This window comes from Gluconobacter roseus (assembly GCF_046058915.1).
In the GTDB taxonomy this organism is placed as follows: domain Bacteria; phylum Pseudomonadota; class Alphaproteobacteria; order Acetobacterales; family Acetobacteraceae; genus Gluconobacter; species Gluconobacter roseus_A.
The window spans coordinates 607,152-624,970 of record NZ_CP175538.1; the positions used below are offsets into that span (position 1 = coordinate 607,152).

At 60.4% G+C, this 17,819-nt stretch carries 13 protein-coding genes and 1 pseudogene; 10 read left to right on the forward strand and 4 right to left on the reverse strand.

From position 1 onward, the window contains the following. Positions 1–83 precede the first annotated feature (83 nt). The 6 genes from metH to ACJ2A4_RS02895 all read left to right on the forward strand — a co-directional run bounded on the left by metH (position 84) and on the right by ACJ2A4_RS02895 (position 9,112). Complete coding sequence (gene metH, locus ACJ2A4_RS02870; protein ID WP_408873543.1) at positions 84–3,590, forward strand: methionine synthase; 3,507 nt, start codon at positions 84–86, stop codon at positions 3,588–3,590. Between the two features lie 37 nt (positions 3,591–3,627). Next, a complete protein-coding gene (gene purU / locus ACJ2A4_RS02875; protein WP_408873544.1) occupies positions 3,628–4,506 on the forward strand; it encodes a formyltetrahydrofolate deformylase in 879 nt (292 codons plus the stop codon). 101 nt (positions 4,507–4,607) lie between these two features. Then, the gene (locus ACJ2A4_RS02880; protein ID WP_408873545.1) at positions 4,608–5,054 is read left to right on the forward strand and encodes a hypothetical protein; all 447 of its coding nucleotides are present in this window, start codon (positions 4,608–4,610) and stop codon (positions 5,052–5,054) included. 143 nt (positions 5,055–5,197) lie between these two features. Then, positions 5,198–6,616, forward strand: a complete 1,419-nt coding sequence (locus tag ACJ2A4_RS02885) for an FAD-binding oxidoreductase (protein ID WP_408873546.1) — start codon at positions 5,198–5,200, stop codon at positions 6,614–6,616. Between the two features lie 56 nt (positions 6,617–6,672). Beyond that, positions 6,673–8,172 carry a malate dehydrogenase (quinone) gene (mqo, locus tag ACJ2A4_RS02890; protein WP_408873547.1) on the forward strand — a complete coding sequence of 500 codons (1,500 nt, stop codon included), beginning with the start codon at positions 6,673–6,675 and terminating at the stop codon, positions 8,170–8,172. A gap of 121 nt (positions 8,173–8,293) precedes the next feature. Continuing rightward, a complete protein-coding gene (locus ACJ2A4_RS02895) occupies positions 8,294–9,112 on the forward strand; it encodes a DeoR/GlpR family DNA-binding transcription regulator (protein ID WP_062509156.1) in 819 nt (272 codons plus the stop codon). Between the two features lie 9 nt (positions 9,113–9,121). On the opposite strand, the gene mntR is transcribed toward ACJ2A4_RS02895, so the two are convergent. Further along, on the reverse strand, positions 9,122–9,613 hold the full coding sequence (gene mntR, locus ACJ2A4_RS02900) for a manganese-binding transcriptional regulator MntR (RefSeq protein ID WP_408873548.1): 492 nt from the start codon (positions 9,611–9,613) through the stop codon (positions 9,122–9,124). Positions 9,614–9,781: 168 nt separating this feature from the next. Here mntR and ACJ2A4_RS02905 point away from each other — a divergent pair, with 168 nt between their 5' ends. After that, positions 9,782–11,134, forward strand: a complete 1,353-nt coding sequence (locus ACJ2A4_RS02905) for an Nramp family divalent metal transporter (RefSeq protein ID WP_408873549.1) — start codon at positions 9,782–9,784, stop codon at positions 11,132–11,134. A 3-nt stretch (positions 11,135–11,137) separates the two neighbouring features. Here the strand turns inward: ACJ2A4_RS02905 and ACJ2A4_RS02910 are convergent, their stop codons facing one another. From ACJ2A4_RS02910 to ACJ2A4_RS02920, 3 genes and pseudogenes are all read right to left on the reverse strand, one after another. Further along, a complete protein-coding gene (locus ACJ2A4_RS02910; protein ID WP_408873550.1) occupies positions 11,138–12,094 on the reverse strand; it encodes a glutaminase in 957 nt (318 codons plus the stop codon). Positions 12,095–12,246: 152 nt separating this feature from the next. Continuing rightward, positions 12,247–13,667 (reverse strand): annotated as a pseudogene (gene cysG / locus ACJ2A4_RS02915) (siroheme synthase CysG). Positions 13,668–13,813: 146 nt separating this feature from the next. Beyond that, entirely contained in the window at positions 13,814–14,032 is a 219-nt protein-coding gene (locus ACJ2A4_RS02920; RefSeq protein WP_408873551.1) for a hypothetical protein, read from the reverse strand. A 207-nt stretch (positions 14,033–14,239) separates the two neighbouring features. Between ACJ2A4_RS02920 and ACJ2A4_RS02925 the strand changes: the two genes are divergently transcribed. The 3 genes from ACJ2A4_RS02925 to ACJ2A4_RS02935 all read left to right on the forward strand — a co-directional run bounded on the left by ACJ2A4_RS02925 (position 14,240) and on the right by ACJ2A4_RS02935 (position 17,816). Next, positions 14,240–14,365 (forward strand): hypothetical protein, encoded by a 126-nt coding sequence (locus ACJ2A4_RS02925; protein WP_264787796.1) that lies wholly within the window; start codon positions 14,240–14,242, stop codon positions 14,363–14,365. Between the two features lie 49 nt (positions 14,366–14,414). Next, entirely contained in the window at positions 14,415–15,002 is a 588-nt protein-coding gene (locus tag ACJ2A4_RS02930; protein WP_408873552.1) for an HD domain-containing protein, read from the forward strand. Positions 15,003–15,206: 204 nt separating this feature from the next. Continuing rightward, a complete protein-coding gene (locus ACJ2A4_RS02935) occupies positions 15,207–17,816 on the forward strand; it encodes a hypothetical protein (protein WP_408873553.1) in 2,610 nt (869 codons plus the stop codon). Positions 17,817–17,819: the final 3 nt, after the last annotated feature.

A 17,819-nucleotide genomic window follows, 5' to 3' on the forward strand; every position in this document is an offset into this window, starting at 1 on the left:
TCCCTGACCGTGTATAGAGGCGCAAGCCCGATCGCGGCTCCCATATCCATTCCCAGTCATCCTAACTACAGAGCAGCCTGCCCATGTCCTCACGTCCCCATCTGCTTGACGCCCTCGCCGATCAGGTCCTGCTGTGTGACGGCGGCATGGGATCGCGCGTGCAGATGCTGGATCTGGAAGTTGAGCGCGATTACTGGGGGCAGGAAAACTGCACCGAAATCCTGAACCTTTCGCGCCCCGAACTCGTCCGTGAAATCCATCGCGGCTATTTCGAAGCCGGCGCAGACATGGTGGAGACGAACACGTTCGGCGGCTCCATCGTTACCCTGGCGGAGTTCGGACTTCAGGACCGCACACGCGAAATCAACCGCACGGCCGCGACACTGGCCCGTGAAGCCGCCGAGACGTTCTCGGACGGACGGCACCGCTATGTCATGGGCTCCATCGGTCCGGGCACGAAGCTGCCGACACTCGGCAATATCGCATACGACGATCTGGAAGCTGGTCTGGTCGAACAATGCCGCGGCCTGATTGATGGCGGTGTGGACGGGTTCCTGATCGAGACGTGTCAGGACACGCTCCAGATCAAGGCGGCCGTGAATGCCGCCAAGATTGCGCGGATCGAACTCGGTTCGGATGCGCCGATTTTCGTGCAGGTCACGGTCGAAACCACAGGCACGCTGCTGGTCGGCCCCGATATTGCCGCCGCCGCCACGACCGTTCAGGCGCTGGATGTGCCCTCGCTCGGCCTGAACTGTGCCACCGGCCCGCAGGAAATGGGCGAGCATGTCCGCTGGCTGTCGGAAAACTGGCCCGGTCTCATTTCCATGCAGCCCAATGCCGGCCTGCCAGAGCTTGTTGACGGCAAGACCGTCTATCCGCTCAGTCCCGAGGAAATGGCCGTCTGGATGGAGCGCTTCGTCAAGGAAGACGGGCTGAACCTGATCGGCGGCTGCTGTGGTACGTCCACACCGCATATCCAGGCGCTCGACGGTATGCTGCGTCGCCTTGGCGGCACGAAGCTGCGCCCTGCCCCGGTCAAGCGCAGCACAATCTGGATGCCGTCGGTCTCCAGCCTCTATACCCAGACGCCGCTGCGTCAGGAAAACAGCTATTTCTCCATCGGCGAGCGCTGCAACGCCAACGGCTCCAAGAAATGGCGTGAACTTCAGGAAGCGAACGACTGGGACGGCTGCGTCGCCATCGGTCGTGAACAGGCGGCCGAGGGCTCCAACGCGCTCGATATCTGCACGGCCTTCGTCGGGCGTGATGAAGTCCGCGAAATGAACGAGGTCGTCACGCGCTTTACGTCGTCCGTGAATGCGCCGCTGGTGATCGATTCCACCGAAACGCCGGTCATTGAAGCCGCGCTGAAGCTGCATGGCGGCAAGCCCATCATCAACTCGATCAACTTCGAGGATGGCGAGCAGCAGGCCCATGACCGCATGAAGCTGGCCCGCAAGTTCGGCGCGGCCATGATTGCACTCACGATCGATGAAGTCGGCATGGCGAAAGAGCCGCAGGACAAGCTGCGCATTGCTGAACGTCTGGTCGATTTCGCCTGCACCCAGTACGGGCTACCGCAGTCGGACCTGATGATCGATCCGCTGACCTTCACCATCGCCACGGGCGTGGAAGACGACCGGAAACTTGGTCAGTGGACGCTTGAGGGCATCAAGCTGATCCGCGACAAGTTCCCGGACATCCAGATCATCCTCGGCCTGTCGAACATCTCCTTCGGCCTGAACCCGGCTGCGCGTGCGGTGCTGAACTCGGTGTTCCTGGATCATGCGGTCAAGGCCGGCATGACGGGTGCGATCGTGCATGTCTCCAAGATCCGTCCACTGCATCTGATTGCCCCGGAAGAGGTCAAGGTCGCGGAAGACCTGATCTTCGACCGCCGCACCGAAGACTATGATCCGCTCCAGAAGCTGCTGGAACTGTTTGCCGGGCGAAAGGCTGCCGATGCCGTCAAGAAACGCCGCGCGGAGACCCCGGCTGAGCGTCTGAAGGACCGGATCGTGGACGGCGACCGCAAGGGCATCGAGCAGGATCTGGAAGACGCGATGGCGGAAATGCCGCCGCTCGACATCATCAACAACGTCCTGCTCGATGGCATGAAGGTCGTGGGCGAACTGTTCGGTTCGGGCAAGATGCAGCTTCCGTTCGTGCTGCAATCCGCCGAGACGATGAAGACCGCCGTCGCCTGGCTAGAGCCGCACATGGAGCGCGTGGAAGGCCAGCATCGCGGCACGATGGTGCTTGCCACCGTCAAGGGCGACGTGCACGATATCGGCAAGAACCTCGTGGACATCATCCTGACCAATAACGGCTATCAGGTCATCAATCTGGGCATCAAGGTGCCACTCGCGGACATGATCGCGGCCGTGAAGGAACACAAGGCCGATGCGCTTGGCATGTCCGGGCTTCTGGTGAAGTCCACGGTTATCATGCGCGAAAACCTTGAGGAAATGCACCGTCAGGGCTTTGACGTTCCGGTTATTCTCGGCGGCGCGGCCCTGACGCGAAATTACGTCGAGGAAGAATGCGCGCGCTCCTACGGCGCCGGTGAGCCAGGACGCGTGGCCTATGCGCGTGACGCATTCGACGGTCTGGGCCTGATGGACAAGATCGCCAACAAGGAACTCGATTCCTATCTGGGCGCAATCCAGACGCGCCGCGCCAGCCAGGCGAGCCGCAAAACGGCGCGCGCACCGGAAATCGCGGAAACACGCGGCTTCGGCGTTGTCGATCGTGACGCTGCCAAGGCTCGTCGTGAGCGAATTTCAGGCTCCGAGCCTGTCATTACGCCGCCGTTCTGGGGCGGACGTGTGCTCGAAGCGACGCCAAATGCGGTCCTGCCGTTCCTCAATGAACGCTCGCTATACCAGTTCCAGTGGGGCTTTCGGAAACAGGGCCGCTCGCTCGACGAATTCATGGAATACGCCAAGACCGAACTCCGCCCCGTGCTGAAACGCATGCTGGCGCTGAGTGCGGAGCAGGACATCATCCGGCCCCAGGCGATCTATGGGTACTGGAAGGCCGCGGGCGACGGGAACGATCTCGTACTGTTCGAAGAGGACGGCAAGACGGAAGCCGCACGTTTCACCATGCCGCGTCAGCCCAAGGATGACGGCGAGTGCATCGCCGATTTCGTCCGTGACATCAGCGACGATACCCGCGATGTGGTCGGGCTTCAGGTCGTGACCGTCGGGCAGAAGGCGTCCGATCTGGCGCGGGTGTGGTTCGAGGAAAACCGCTACCAGGACTATCTGTACCTGCACGGTCTGTCGGTCGAGATGGCGGAAGCCATGGCGGAATACACCCACAAGCGCATCCGCGCCGAGCTGGGCTTTGCCGGCGAAGATGATCGCGACATGGAGAAGCTGCTCTCGCAGTCCTATCGCGGCTCGCGCTATTCCTTCGGCTATCCCGCCTGCCCCCGGCTTGAGGATCAGGAACCGATCCTGAAAATGCTGGATGCCGAACGCATCGGCGTGTTGCTTTCGGACGGCTATCAGCTTCACCCCGAGCAGTCGACATCTGCGCTTGTGATGCTGAACCCACGGGCGAAATACTTCACCGTCTGAGGACGGCAGGCTTTAAAAAGACGAGAAAAGACAGTCCATGACGGCCCCATCAGTTCCGCAGACCACCTACGTCCTGACGCTTTCCTGCCCCAACCGACCGGGCATCGTGGCGGCAATCAGCGGCAGGCTTGCGGAACTGAACGCCAACATCACCGAAGCCCAGCAGTTCGATGACCGGGACAGCACGGTCTTTTTCATGCGGATCGTCTTCGAGATCACGGATGGCCAGACCAGCATGGAGCAGCTTCGCGAGGCGCTGGCTGTTCTGGGTGAGACATTCAGCATGGACTGGGCGCTGCATGACCGGAGCGTGAAGCCGAAGGTCCTGCTGATGGTCTCGCGTTTCGATCACTGTCTGGTGGATCTGCTGTATCGCTGGCGGATTGGGGAACTGCCGATCGAGCCGGTCGGGATCGTGTCGAACCACCCGCGCGAGGTGTTTGCGGATCTGGATTTCTACGGCATCCCGTTCCACCACCTTCCCGTCACGAAAGACACGAAGCCCGCGCAGGAAGCGCAAATTCTGGACCTGTTTGCCGCGACCGGGGCCGAACTGGTCATTCTCGCGCGCTACATGCAGGTCCTGTCCAATGAGATGGCTGCCAGCCTGTCAGGGCATTGCATCAACATCCATCACTCCTTCCTGCCAGGCTTCAAGGGCGCGCGTCCCTATCATCAGGCCTTTGCACGCGGCGTGAAGCTGATCGGTGCGACTGCCCATTACGTCACGCGTGATCTGGATGAAGGCCCGATCATCGAACAGGATGTGGAGCGCATTTCCCATGCCGACACGCCTGATGACCTGATCCGCAAAGGGCGCGATATCGAACGCCGGGTTCTGGCGCGCGCGGTGCGGTATCACATTGAGCGCCGGACCATCATCAATGGTAGCAGGACAGTCGTCTTTACGCCCTGAGCCCTGCTTTTCGTCAACGCGACATGAATATTTCGCACGACATCCGGAATATTCTTTCCTAGGCTCGGCCCGGCATGTTCACAGCCGGCAGCAATATTCAGATGACCGTCCGCAAAGCCCTTTTTTCACTTGCCCTGTTCACCACTCTCCTCACACAGGCAGCCTGTTCCGGTGACGTGGTTCTCGAGAAGCGGCTGACACCTGCGGATACCCTGCGTGAGACCACGAACCGGACTGTCGTTCCCGGCACGTTCGTCATGACCGTGAAAAGTGTGAATGTCTTCAACAAAATGGTCTTCCTCAACTCCGAAGACACCTATCTGGACCGGGCCAATGTCGCCGTGCAGATCACGTCAGCCGTGGCCTATAATGCCGATATCCGTTTCGGTGGCGATTTCCGCAAGATGGTCCTGAACCGCAAGATCCTGGTGATCGGATCGGCCATGAAGGTTGGCGCTGATCTGGAACAGGGGATTGTCGTGAACAACAAGGACGATTACCGGACCTATATCTTCGTCAGCCGGGCGAGCAATATTTTCCTGAGATAGTCACGGATAATATCTGATCTTGCATCGTATATTTGTTTTTTGACAGATTATTCCATTTTATACCCCCATATCGAACAGAAGATATTTCCCGGATTTTCGATCCGGCCTATGAAGAGCATCCTTTCTTCATGCCGGAACCAGTCATGACCGCCTCTTCCGCCTCCGCTCCGGACCGCCTTCAGGCCGTTCTCAAAGCCCTCCAGCCTGTCATGGGTGAGCGGATCAGCATGGCACCCTCCGTTTGCGAAGAGCACAGCCACGGCGAGGCCATGAATGCTTCCAACCTGCCTGAGGCGGTGGTGTTTGCGGAAAGCACGCAGGATGTCGCAACCGTCCTCCGGCACTGCCATGAATGGCGCGTTCCGGTCGTGGCGTTCGGCGCCGGAACCTCGGTGGAAGGCCATGTCGTGCCGCCCGAACAGGCCATCAGCCTCGATCTGTCCCGCATGACCGCCATTGTTGAACTGAACGCCGAGGATCTGGACTGCCGGGTTCAAGCCGGCATCACGCGCCAGACCCTGAATGTTGAAATCCGCGAAACGGGTCTGTTCTTCCCGGTCGATCCGGGCGGGGAAGCCACGATCGGCGGTATGTGCGCCACCCGCGCCTCCGGCACGGCTGCCGTGCGCTACGGCACGATGAAGGAAAACGTGCTGGGCCTGACGGTCGTTCTCGCGACCGGCGAAATCATCCGCACAGGCGGACGCGTGCGCAAATCCTCCACCGGCTATGATCTGACGTCGCTGTTCGTCGGCTCGGAAGGCACGCTTGGGATCGTCACGGAAGTCCAGCTTCGTCTGCACGGGCGTCCAGACAGTGTTTCAGCCGCGATCTGCCAGTTTGAAAACCTGCATGACGCCATCCAGACCGCCATGGAAATCATTCAGTGCGGCATCCCCATCACCCGCGTGGAACTGATGGACAGCGTGCAGATGGCGGCTTCCATCCAGTATTCCGGCCTCATAGAATACCAGCCGCTGACAACACTGTTTTTCGAGTTCACGGGTTCGCCCGCAGCCGTACGCGAGCAGGTCGAGACGACCGAAGCCATTGCGTCCGGCAATAACGGGCTGGGCTTTGCCTGGGCCGAAAGTCCCGAAGACCGCACCCGCCTGTGGAAAGCGCGGCATGATGCCTACTGGGCGGCCAAGGCCATCGTTCCGGGTGCGCGCGTCATTTCCACGGACTGCATCGTCCCGATTTCCCGTCTGGGAGAGCTGATCGAGGGCGTGCACCGCGATATCGAAGCCTCCGGCCTGCGCGCGCCCCTTCTGGGCCATGTGGGCGACGGCAATTTTCATACGCTCATCATCACGGACGATACTCCCGAAGGTCATCAGCTCGCCCTTGATCTGGACCGGAAGATCGTGGCCCGTGCGCTGTCCCTGAACGGGTCGTGCAGCGGGGAACATGGCGTCGGCATGGGCAAGCTGGAATTTCTGGAAACCGAGCATGGGCTTGGAAGCCTCAGCGTGATGCGCGCCCTGAAGAACACAATGGACCCGCACCATATCCTCAACCCCGGCAAGCTCCTTCCGCCCGGCCCTGTTTACACGGGCTGAGCTTTCGGGGATTTTTCAGCCGCCTTTCTTTCCAGTTCCTGCCGGATTTCAGCATCATGCCGTCACTCTCCAGCCTCTGCCCCGATATCGTCCTGATCGGCGCCGGGATCATGAGTTCCACGCTTGCCGCCCTGCTGCGCGAGCTGGATCCGTCGCTCTCGATGGTGATGTTCGAGACCCTTTCTGACTGCGGGCAGGAAAGCTCCTATGCCTGGAACAACGCCGGAACCGGACATGCAGGTAACTGCGAACTGAACTACACACCACAGCGCGCGGATGGCAGCGTCGATATCTCCAAGGCGCTGGCCGTCAATACGGAATTCGACCTCTCCCGGCAGCTCTGGGCCCACTGGGTCCGTGAAGGCCGAATTGCCGATCCGGCCGCGTTCGTTCAGCCCTGCCCGCATATCAGTCTGGTGTGGGGCGCAGAGAATGTGGCGTTCCTCAAGGCCCGCTATGAGGCCATGGTCGCCCATCACTGCTTTGCCGACATGGAATATACCGACGATCCGGCGGTCATCGCGCAATGGGCGCCGCTCGCCATGGCAGGACGCGATACGACACAGCCCGTCGCAGCCACGCGCATCAAAGAGGGAACAGACGTCAATTTCGGTGCCCTGACGCACGCCCTGACCGCATCGCTCAAGACCGACCGCAACGTCTCCATCCACTATAACCATCGCGTCACGAATTTGACACGCACCGAGGACGGCCGCTGGCGCGTTACGGCAACGGACACCGAAAGCGGCCACGCCATAACAGTTCTGACACGCTTCGTGTTCATCGGCGCAGGCGGCAATGCCCTGCCTCTGCTCCAGAAATCCGGCATCCCCGAAGCAGCGCATTACGCAGGCTTCCCGGTCAGCGGACTCTGGCTGCGCTGCACCGACCCGGCCATCACGCGCCAGCATCATGCCAAGGTTTACGGCAAAGCGCCCGTCGGCTCTCCGCCCATGTCCGTCCCGCATCTCGACACGCGCGTGATCGATGGGAAATCCTGCCTGTTGTTCGGGCCCTATGCCGGTTTCTCCACGAAGTTTCTCAAGAGCGGGTCGTGGACGGATTATTTCCGCTCCCTCACGCCGAAAAACATCATCCCTGCCCTGACGGCCGGAAAAGACAATCTCGGCCTGCTGGATTATCTCGTGAAGCAGGTCATCCAGACGAATGACGCCCGCTTCCGGGCCCTTCTGGACTTTTATCCGACCGCGCGCCCCGAAGACTGGAGCAAGGTCGTGGCCGGGCAGCGGGTGCAGATCATCCGGCCGGACAGCGGCCTGCACGGAAAACTCCGCTTCGGCACCGAACTTGTCAAAAACGCCGATCGCTCCCTCGTCGCGGTACTGGGTGCCTCTCCCGGCGCGTCCATCGCAGCATCCGTAGCGCTTCAGGTCGTGCAGGGCTGCTTCCCCGAACGGCTTGTCGAGGGCGACTGGCTGCCCCGTCTGCGTCAGGTTTTCCCTGCTTATGGCGTCGATCTGACACAGGACGCCCAGGCCTGCACAACGCTCCGTCGTGATACGGCTCAGGTCCTGAAGATTGCCACACCGACCTGATAATCACCTTTTTGGGGCTGAATGCTCTCCAGCGGGCGTTACAGACAGCCCCTGGCCTGTTATGATAGACGCGATTTTACATTTATCTGTTTGTATTCACGCTCAGGAATCGATTTGAGACATGACTGATGGTTCGGGCTCCGTAGTCGCTACCGCCGCACCGCAGGGTTCAAAGCGGCGGGATAATACGGCCCGCCAGAAACAGATCCTCGACGTTCTTCTCGAAACCGGCAGTGCGACGATCGAAGGTCTGGCCGAGCGTTTCGATGTCAGCCGCATGACGATCCACCGCGATGCGCATGCGCTGGTCCAGCAGGGCCTGATCGACAAGCTGCATGGCAGCATCGTTCTGCGCAACAAGGTCACGACGCAGAAAACCGTCAATTTCCGCCGCTCGCGCGCAACGGATCTGAAAGATGCCATCATCCAGCGGGCCATCTCGCTGATCCAGCCCGAACAGGTTCTGGTTCTGGATGACTCCACAACCGTTGCGGCAATGCTGCCCCTGCTCCCGGCTCTGGCGCCACTGACGATCATCACAAACGCTGTCGGCGTGATCCAGGCGCTCTCGCCCTATCCCAACCTGAAACTGATCTGCCTTGGCGGCGACTACAATCCGCCGCGCAATGCCTTCTTCGGTCTGGTCTGCGAGCAGGCAGCGCAGTCGCTGCGGGCGAACATGATGTTCCTCTCGACATCCATCATCCACAACGCCACCGCGTTCCAGAACGATCAGGACGTTGTAAAGGTCAAGCGGGCCATGATGGATATCGCGGATCAGTGCGTCCTGCTGGTGGACAGCACGAAGTTCCGCAAGGGTGGCCTGCACCGTCTGGCATCACTGACGGAATTCGACCGCGTCCTGACGGACTCGCAGCTCAAGCCGTCCATCGCCAAGGCGCTGATACAGGACGACGTGAAGCTCGAAATCTGCACCTGACGACAGATGTCAGGCGTTGGGCAACGCCTGCATGAACTGTTTCAGTCCGCCTTCGATGGCTTTTTCGAACAAGCTCAGGGTTTCACTCCCGACGTAATGCTCCACACCCTCGGCATCGACGCGGGCGTTTTCCTCGCTCACGCCCAGTGCGAGCAGAAAGGCCTCCACGATCCGGTGCCGGTGTCGCGCCCTGTCCGCCATATCCTGACCGGCCGGTGTCAGGAAAACGCCCCGATAAGGCTTCTGCGTGACGTACCCTTCTATCGCAAGACGGGCGAGCATCTTCGCCACTGTCGGCTGTGAGACGCCTAGGCGCCCGGCGATATCGACCTGCCGGGCCTCCTGCCCTTCTGATAGCAGGTCCGAAATCAGCTCCACATAGTCTTCGACCAGCACATTGCGTCGCGCCGCCCGATTGGCACGGAAGCCTTCGGAATGGGTTTCGACATCAGGCAGCATCTCTTTGGGCGCCGCATTTTTCAGACGTCTTTTCCGGTCCATTCCTGTCCTGTGCCTCCATTGGGAAAACAATATTCGCGGCGGAATAAAACATTCCTGCATTTTCCGCCAGCCTGAATGATCACGTTTTTCCAGATCGCGTCTTTTTCAAGAGGCTCATCAATATAGCATATTGAATATTGGTCATGGATGGGATTGGATGTTCTCCTGATGTCAGATTCCACCACTCCCAGCACTCCGCCCGTGGAGTCCCGGACGTCCCCGGATATGCGGAAAAGTCTGCCCGATGCGTTCTCCAGCATTCATGTGCCGGGGGCTGATGCGTCCTGGATCAGACGCTTTCTGGCCTTTGTCGGGCCGGGTTTCATGGTGTCGGTCGGGTATATGGACCCGGGCAACTGGGCAACGGATCTGCAGGGCGGGTCGCGCTACGGCTATACCCTGCTCTGCGTCATCATGCTGTCGAACCTGATGGCGATCCTGCTTCAGGCGCTCTCCGCACGCCTCGGGATCGCGACGGGACGCGATCTGGCGCAGGCGTGCCGGAATCATTTTTCGCCACGTGTGAACATCGTACTGTGGCTCGCCTGTGAACTGGCCATCATCGCGTGTGATCTGGCGGAAGTGATTGGCACGGCGGTGGCGCTTCAGCTTCTGTTCGGCCTGCCTCTTCTCGGCGGTGCGCTGCTCTCCATTCTGGACGCACTGGTCGTCCTGCTGCTGATGAACCGGGGCTTCCGGTATCTGGAAGCCTTCGTGATCGCGCTTTTAGGCATTATCGCGCTGTGTTTCGGCATCCAGCTCGTCGCAGCAGCGCCACCCGTACACAGCGTTCTGGCCGGGCTCCTCCCCGATCCGAAGATCGTGACGACGCCGGGGATGCTCTATGTCGCCATCGGCATCATTGGTGCCACGGTCATGCCGCATAACCTGTATCTGCATTCCTCGATCGTGCAAACCCGCGCCTATGAACGTACGCCGACCGGGCGACGGGATGCGATCCGCTGGACGACCTGGGATAGCACGATTGCCCTGACGCTGGCACTGTTCATCAATGCGGCCATCCTGATCGTGGCAGCGGCTGCGTTCCACACTTCGGGCCATCAGGACGTAGCGGAAATCCAGGATGCCTACAGGCTGCTCTCCCCGATCCTCGGGCTTGGCATGGCGTCCACGCTGTTCGCGCTCGCACTTCTGGCAGCGGGCACGAACTCGACGATCACTGGCACGCTGGCCGGGCAGATCATTATGGAGGGCTTCCTGCACCTCCGCATCCCGCACTGGGCCAGACGGCTTCTGACGCGCGGACTGGCAATTGTGCCCGTCGCGATCGTCACGCTGATCTATGGCAACCGAGGCGTGGGCGATCTGCTGATGGCCAGTCAGGTCATCCTGTCACTGCAACTGCCGTTTGCCGTCATACCGCTGGTCATGTTCGTCTCGGACCGCAGGACGATGGGCGAGTTCGTGATTTCCGCACCCGCCCGCATCCTGTCATGGCTCGTGGCGGGACTGATCCTGCTGCTGAACTTCAAGCTGCTTTACGACACGCTGGCGGGCTGAGCGTCAGGTCGGGTTGGCAACCCACGGGTTTGCCCGGAAAACCGACCATCCCGTATGCTGCACAAGCCGTTCCAGCGCCCGCGTTCCCAGCAGGGAGTTACCCTTCGCATTCAGACCCGGCGACCACACCGCAATGGATGCAACACCGGGCGCGACCGCCAGAATACCCCCGCCCACACCGGACTTTCCAGGCAGGCCAACGCGGATGGCAAAAGCGCCCGAGCCGTCATAATGGCCGCACATCATCATCAGCGCGAGGATCGTCTGGGCATTGCGCTCGGACATGACGCGTTCGCCTGTAAGCGGGTTCCGGCCACCCGTCATCAGATAGGTCCCGACCTGCGCCAGCTGGTGGCAGCTCATGGCGAGCGCGCATTGATGGAAATAGAAATCCAGCGTGTCTTCGACCACGTTTCGGATATTGCCGAATGTCCGCATGTAGTTCGCAAGCGCCATGTTGCGAAAACCGGTCGCGCGCTCCTGCCGTGCGACGTCCGTGTCGATGTCGATGGAAGCCGGATCGCTCACCAGCGGACGCAGGAACTCCAGCAGGCGCGTCTGGGCATTCTCACGGCCGTAACGCGAGACCAGAATATCCGCGATAACGATGGCGCCCGCATTGATGAACGGATTGCGCGGAATGCCATGCTCGTTTTCGAGCTGGACGATGGAGTTGAAGGCGCTGCCCGAAGGCTCCTGACGCACCCGGCCCCACAGCTCTTCACCCATCGTATTGAGCGCCATGCTCAGGCTAAACACTTTGGAAACGCTCTGGACCGAGAACGGGACTTCCGCATCCCCGACTGTATGTGTCGCCCCGTCCATGCCGACCACTGCCATGCCAAACCGGTCCAGATCCACCCGGGCGAGCGGAGGAATGTAATTGGCAACGGCCCCGCGTTCGGAGACCGTGCGCATTTCCTCTGCAATCGAGACGATAATGGACGCAAGTGTGGTCATGGGACCTCGGTGAATGGAGCGCGATGTGACTGAAAGAACAGGAGTTTCACAGGCCCTGACGCATGCGGGCAACCCGCAGGAACGTAAAGAGGGATATGCGCTGCGAGCATGGCTGAAAGAGCCGGTCTTCCTGCCATGCAGAACACATCAGGTCACGGCGAGATCACACGGTGCCGGACCACCTGCCCGACGATCACCAGTGCGGGTGACTTCACCTGCGCTTCGGCGGCCTGTCCGGCAATCGTCTCCAGCGTTCCGGTGAAGACGCGCTGGCCGGGCTGCGTTCCGCGCTCCACGATCGCCACCGGCCAGTCCGCAGGCAGTCCTTTTCCCATCAGCCCGGCGGCAAGCTGCGGCAGGGTCGAGATGCCCATATAGATCACGACGGTCTGGCGCCGGTCGGCCATATCGTCCCACGGCAGGTCCAGCACACCATCGGCCTTCGCATGGCCGGTCACGAACAAGCAGGCCTGCGCGCAGTCGCGATGCGTCAGGGGAATACCAGAGCATGCCGCGCATCCATTGGCCGCCGAAATGCCTGGCACCAGACGGAAGACAACACCGGCCTCGACCAGTGCCTCGATTTCCTCGCCGCCACGCCCAAAAATGAACGGGTCTCCGCCCTTGAGTCGCAGGACGCGCTCGCCGGCCTGCGCGCGACGGATCATTTCGCGGTTGATTTCCTCCTGCGGCAGGGCATGACGGTCCCGCTGCTTGCCGACAAAGACAAGCTTTGCATCCCGGCGGACCATATCCAGCAGGGCTGGCGAGAGCAGGTTGTCGTAAAGGACGGAATCAGCATTCTGCATCAGGCGCAGTGCCTTGAGCGTCAGCAGGTCCGGATCGCCGGGACCCGCCCCGACAAGCCAGACTTCTCCCGTTTTGCGAGGCGCATCCAGAAGCGCCTGAAGATACGTATCCGCCCGGCTCTCGTCACCGGATCGCGCGACTTCCGCACCGGGGCCATCGAGAAAATCTTCCCAGATGCGCTTGCGGTCCTGAACCTCGGGATAGCGTCCTGACACCAGCGCGCGCCGCGATTGCATATAGGCAGCCAGACGACCCGTGCCTTCCGGCAGAAGCGTTTCGATCTGCTCGCGCAGACGACGGGCAAGGACCGGGGCGGCCCCGCCTGTAGAAACAGCCACCCTCACCCCGCCCCGACGCACCTGCGCGGGCGTGATAAAGCTTGAAGGCTGGGGATCATCCACCGCGCAGACAGGAATGTTCAGTTCATCGGCAATGGCTGCGACCTGCCGGTTGGTTTCCCGGTTGTCCGTCGCAGCGTAAACCAGTCGGCAACCCGGCAGACAGGTCCGCAGGGTGAGCTCATCCGCCCGGCCGCCAATATGGTGGACCAGACCGGCCTCAACCCACCCCTGAACGACAGGATGCAGTTGTTCGGCCAGAACATCGATCCGCGCACCGTGATCAAGCAGAAGTCGCCCTTTGTTGAGGGCAATTTCTCCTCCCCCACCAGCAGGACGCGGGCACCGGAAAGCCGGATGGAAATGGGAAACCAGCCTGTCTCCGGAGAAGAGTCCGGGCTGGAAGGCAAACGCGGTGCAGTCATCGAATTGTGGATGTCCGGATGAGAGGGGCCTGGCAGAGTTCAGAACCGCATTCAGCGACAGCCAGACCTGAACGTCAAATCCGGACCGCCCTACTCCCATCACAGACAGGACATGCCCGCTGAACGGCACGTCCCGATAGGGGCTGTTACCAGCCGCCCTGACGTCCCGGACCGCCATTCATGCCCTGCCCGTTCACGCCTCCACTGTTCATGCCGGGACCACCCATATTCTGACCGCCATAGCCCCGGTCGTCATGGCGATAATGATGGTGTCCGCCGTCACGGCGTCCATCATAAGGGCCATCACAGGCTGCGAGGGACAGGGAAAGGCCGGCTCCGAGAACCAGGGCAACAATCTTCTTCATGAACAACTCCACCGAAAATATTTCAGGCTCTCAAATTCATGGCCAAATATGGTGTTCTCAAGGAGAGAACGTAACAGAGGATGACAGCACAGAATTTTGCAAAGAAATTCCAACAGAAAGGCTGCTGGAAATGCTAGGACTGTGAATGAACAGGGATCCCGTTGACTGGCGCTTGCGGATCAAAATTCTTTTTACGGAACATGTCTCATGCCCGCCTTGATAGTCAAAATGCTGAAATCCCTTCAGAACGGGCCCGGATTTCTTGTTCTGCTCGTGCTTCTGGCCGTTGCCGTCTTTGTGGGATATGAAGTCCTGTATGCGCTTGTCGGATAGATCTTCCGCAATGGCTGTATCGCGCACCGTCACAGACAGGACCCACTGCATGACAAAAGGCGATCTTGAAAAGCGCCTCGATTTTCTCCGGGAAGCCTCCCGCCTCAAGGATATCCTCAGACGGACCTATACCCATGGCGGCCAGACCGAGAGTACGGCCGAGCATACCTGGGCGCTCTGCCTGCTGGTCATGACTTTCGCCGACCAGCTTGAGGGCATCGACCTTCTCAAGCTTCTGAAAATCTGCATCCTCCATGATCTGGGCGAAGCCATCCACGGCGACGTTCCCGCCATTTCGCTCAAGGCTTCGGCCAACAAGGCGGCGCAGGAACGCGAAGACCTGCTGACGATCATGGCCCCCCTGCCCGATGATCTGCAGGCGGAATTTCTGGCGCTGTGGGACGAATACGAGAATGCGGCGTCTCCCGAAGCCCGTCTGGCCAAGGCTTTCGACAAGATCGAGACGATCAGCCAGCATAATGCCGGCCTGAACCCCGATGATTTCGACCATACGTTCAATCTGACCTATGGCCGGAAATATACCGACGCCACGGAACTGACCCGTCGCATCCGCGAAATTCTGGACGAGGAAACCCGCCGGAATATGGTACGAAGCCGGAACATGGTGACCAGCTAGAGGCTCCTTTAGTCTCGACAGACGAAGGCAAATCCGCCAGAAACAGCTGGAAATGGGCTTTCACTGCCACGATATCCTTACAGGTTCGTGACATTCTGCACTTGCTGCGGACAACCGGGCCCGCACGCAATGCAGGAATACGCAAAAGAGCGCATGTCAGATCATGACCTGAAAACTCAAGTCGTCCCCACTCTGATACGCCCCATGCTGCGTCCGGCTCTCAGCCTTGTCTGGGGCCTTGGTAGCCTGTTTCCTGCTGCGTCCGCGCTCGCCCAGACCACACCCGGTACCACCACCGCGCCGGCAGCCACGCAGCACAATGCGACAACCGTCACCACGTCCACGACATCAGTAAACGGCGGCGAAAAGATCGTCGTCAAAGCCCACAAGCCGGCCGGAGCCGTGCTGGGTGACGCCAAGCCGATCATGCAGATCCAGGCTGACGAAATCCGCTCTTACGGCGTCGATACCGCTGCCGATCTCCTGACGGCCATTGCCCCGGAAACACGTTCGGGACGCGGTGCTACGGGGAACACGCCAGTCGTGCTTCTGAACGGCAAGCGCATCTCGGGGATGCAGGAAGTCAACGATCTGCCGTTCGAGGCCATCGCCCGCGTCGAGATCTTCACCGAGGAAGAAGCCCTGCGCTACGGCTATCCTGCCGATGAGCGCGTGGTGAACATCATTACCGTCAAGCACTTCCGCGCCGTCCGGATGCGGGCCTATGGCAGCACATCCACCGATGGTGGCGGCGATGACGGTGTTCTTGGTGCCAGTTTCACGAAGCTCTCCGCCGATCGTCGGATCAATCTGAGCGCCCGGTATGAAGCACAGGCCCGTCTGCTCGACAGTGACCGCGGCGTGACCCCGCCTTCCGCCAGCAGTCTCTATTCCAATGCGGGCAACATCGCATCCGCCGACGGAGGAAGCCTTGATCCGGCGCTGGATGCTCTGACCGGGCAAAGCGTGACTTCGGCCGGCGTTCCCGCACTTGCAGCAGGACAGATCCCGACCCTTCAGGATTTCACAACCTACGCCAATGCGCCGCATGTCAGTTCGAATGCGTCAGATTACAGCCTTCAGCCCAGAACGCATGAACTGCGTCTGAACGGCGTCTATGCGGACCAGATCTTCAAAACGGTCTCTGCTTCTTTCAACGCCAGCTACACCCACAGCAATTCCGAAAGCCTTCAGGGGCCGGTGCGGGGCATCCTCACACTTCCTTCCGCCAGCCTGTATTCGCCCTTCTCGCAGGACACATTGCTGTACCGGGACTATACGAATGTCTCCGCACTCCAGCAGACATCCCATACGGATGCGGTTCATGCCGGGGTGAATTTCAACGGCGATGTCGGAAACTGGAAATGGAACAGCACCGGAAGTTTCGACCGCTCCACCACAACGACCAACAGCCAGACCGGACTTGACCTGACAGCTGCCCAGACGGCGCTGACCGATGGGATGACGACTTTCGATCCGTTCTCGGCCGTAGACCGGAGCTGGCTGGACAACCGCCTGGTCAATCACGGGCATACCACCGGCACGACTGGCAAGATCACGGGGCTTCTGTCAGGTTCGGTCTTTTCCCTGCCTGCCGGTGATGTCTCGACCAGCATCGCCCCGACCGGCACCATTACCGAGCAGAATGCGACGTCGCTCAGCCAGGGCAAACTGCAGCGGACCCATATCAGCCGCGATGTCGGCACACTGCAGATCAACGGCGATATTCCGATTGCCAATGCGCGCAAACACGTCCTGTCGTTTCTGGGCAAGCTCGATGCGAACATCAACGGCGCCATCAGCCAAGTGTCGCATTTTGGAACGCTGGGGACGATTGGCGGGGGCGTGACATGGGAGCCCGTGTCATGGGTCCAGTTCCCGTTCTCCGTCACCGATCGCACCGAGGCACCCGCAGCCACGGATCTGATTGCACCGCAGATCGAGACGCCCAATGTCACGACCTATGATTACGTCACCGGACGCTCGGTGCAGGTGACGACCATCTCGGGCGGCAACAGGAACCTGCGGGCAGCGGACCGGCACGAAATCAGCATCGGGACGATCATTTCCCCGGATTTTCTTGAAGGTGCGCGGCTGCATGTCAATTATGTGCGGGACCGCAACCACAATCCGGTCATAAGCCTGCCAACTGCGACTGCTGCGATCGAAGAGGCATTCCCCGACCGCTATCAGCGCAATTCGGACGGAATTCTGGATGTTGTCGATATCCGGCCGGTCAATGCGGTTATGGAAAAGCGCAATGAGTGGAATGCGACGTTCTCTTTTTCGCGCCCTCTGGGGAAAAAGCCTTCCGGCAGGGGCGGAAAACATAGTGCTGGTGGCCGGTATTACATCGTTCTGACGCAGGTCTGGCGCCTGAAAGATACTGTGCAATTGCGTGCCGGTCTGCCGCCGATTGATCTGCTGAACGGCGGCACTATTGGTGGAACGGGCGGTCAACCGCGGCACGAAGTCGAGCTTCAGGGCGGCGTCTTCAAGAACGGGTTCGGCTTCCGCCTCGTCACCAAATGGCAGTCCGGAACATCCACCCTGGCGAGTACGCACGCCAACAGCCTGTTTTTCAGTGACCTTGCGACCGTGGATATGACGGGCTTTGCCGATCTGGGGGAAATTCCGCGCTGGCGGAACCGCCCCTGGGCGAAAAACTTTCGCGTTATGGTCACGGTCAGCAATCTCTTCAACAGCCGTATCCGCGCCCGCAATGGCTCCGGCATTACCCCGGCCGGCTACGAACCCGCCTTTCTGGATCCGCTCGGGCGGACCATCTCGCTTTCGATCCGCAAATCAGTCTGAGAT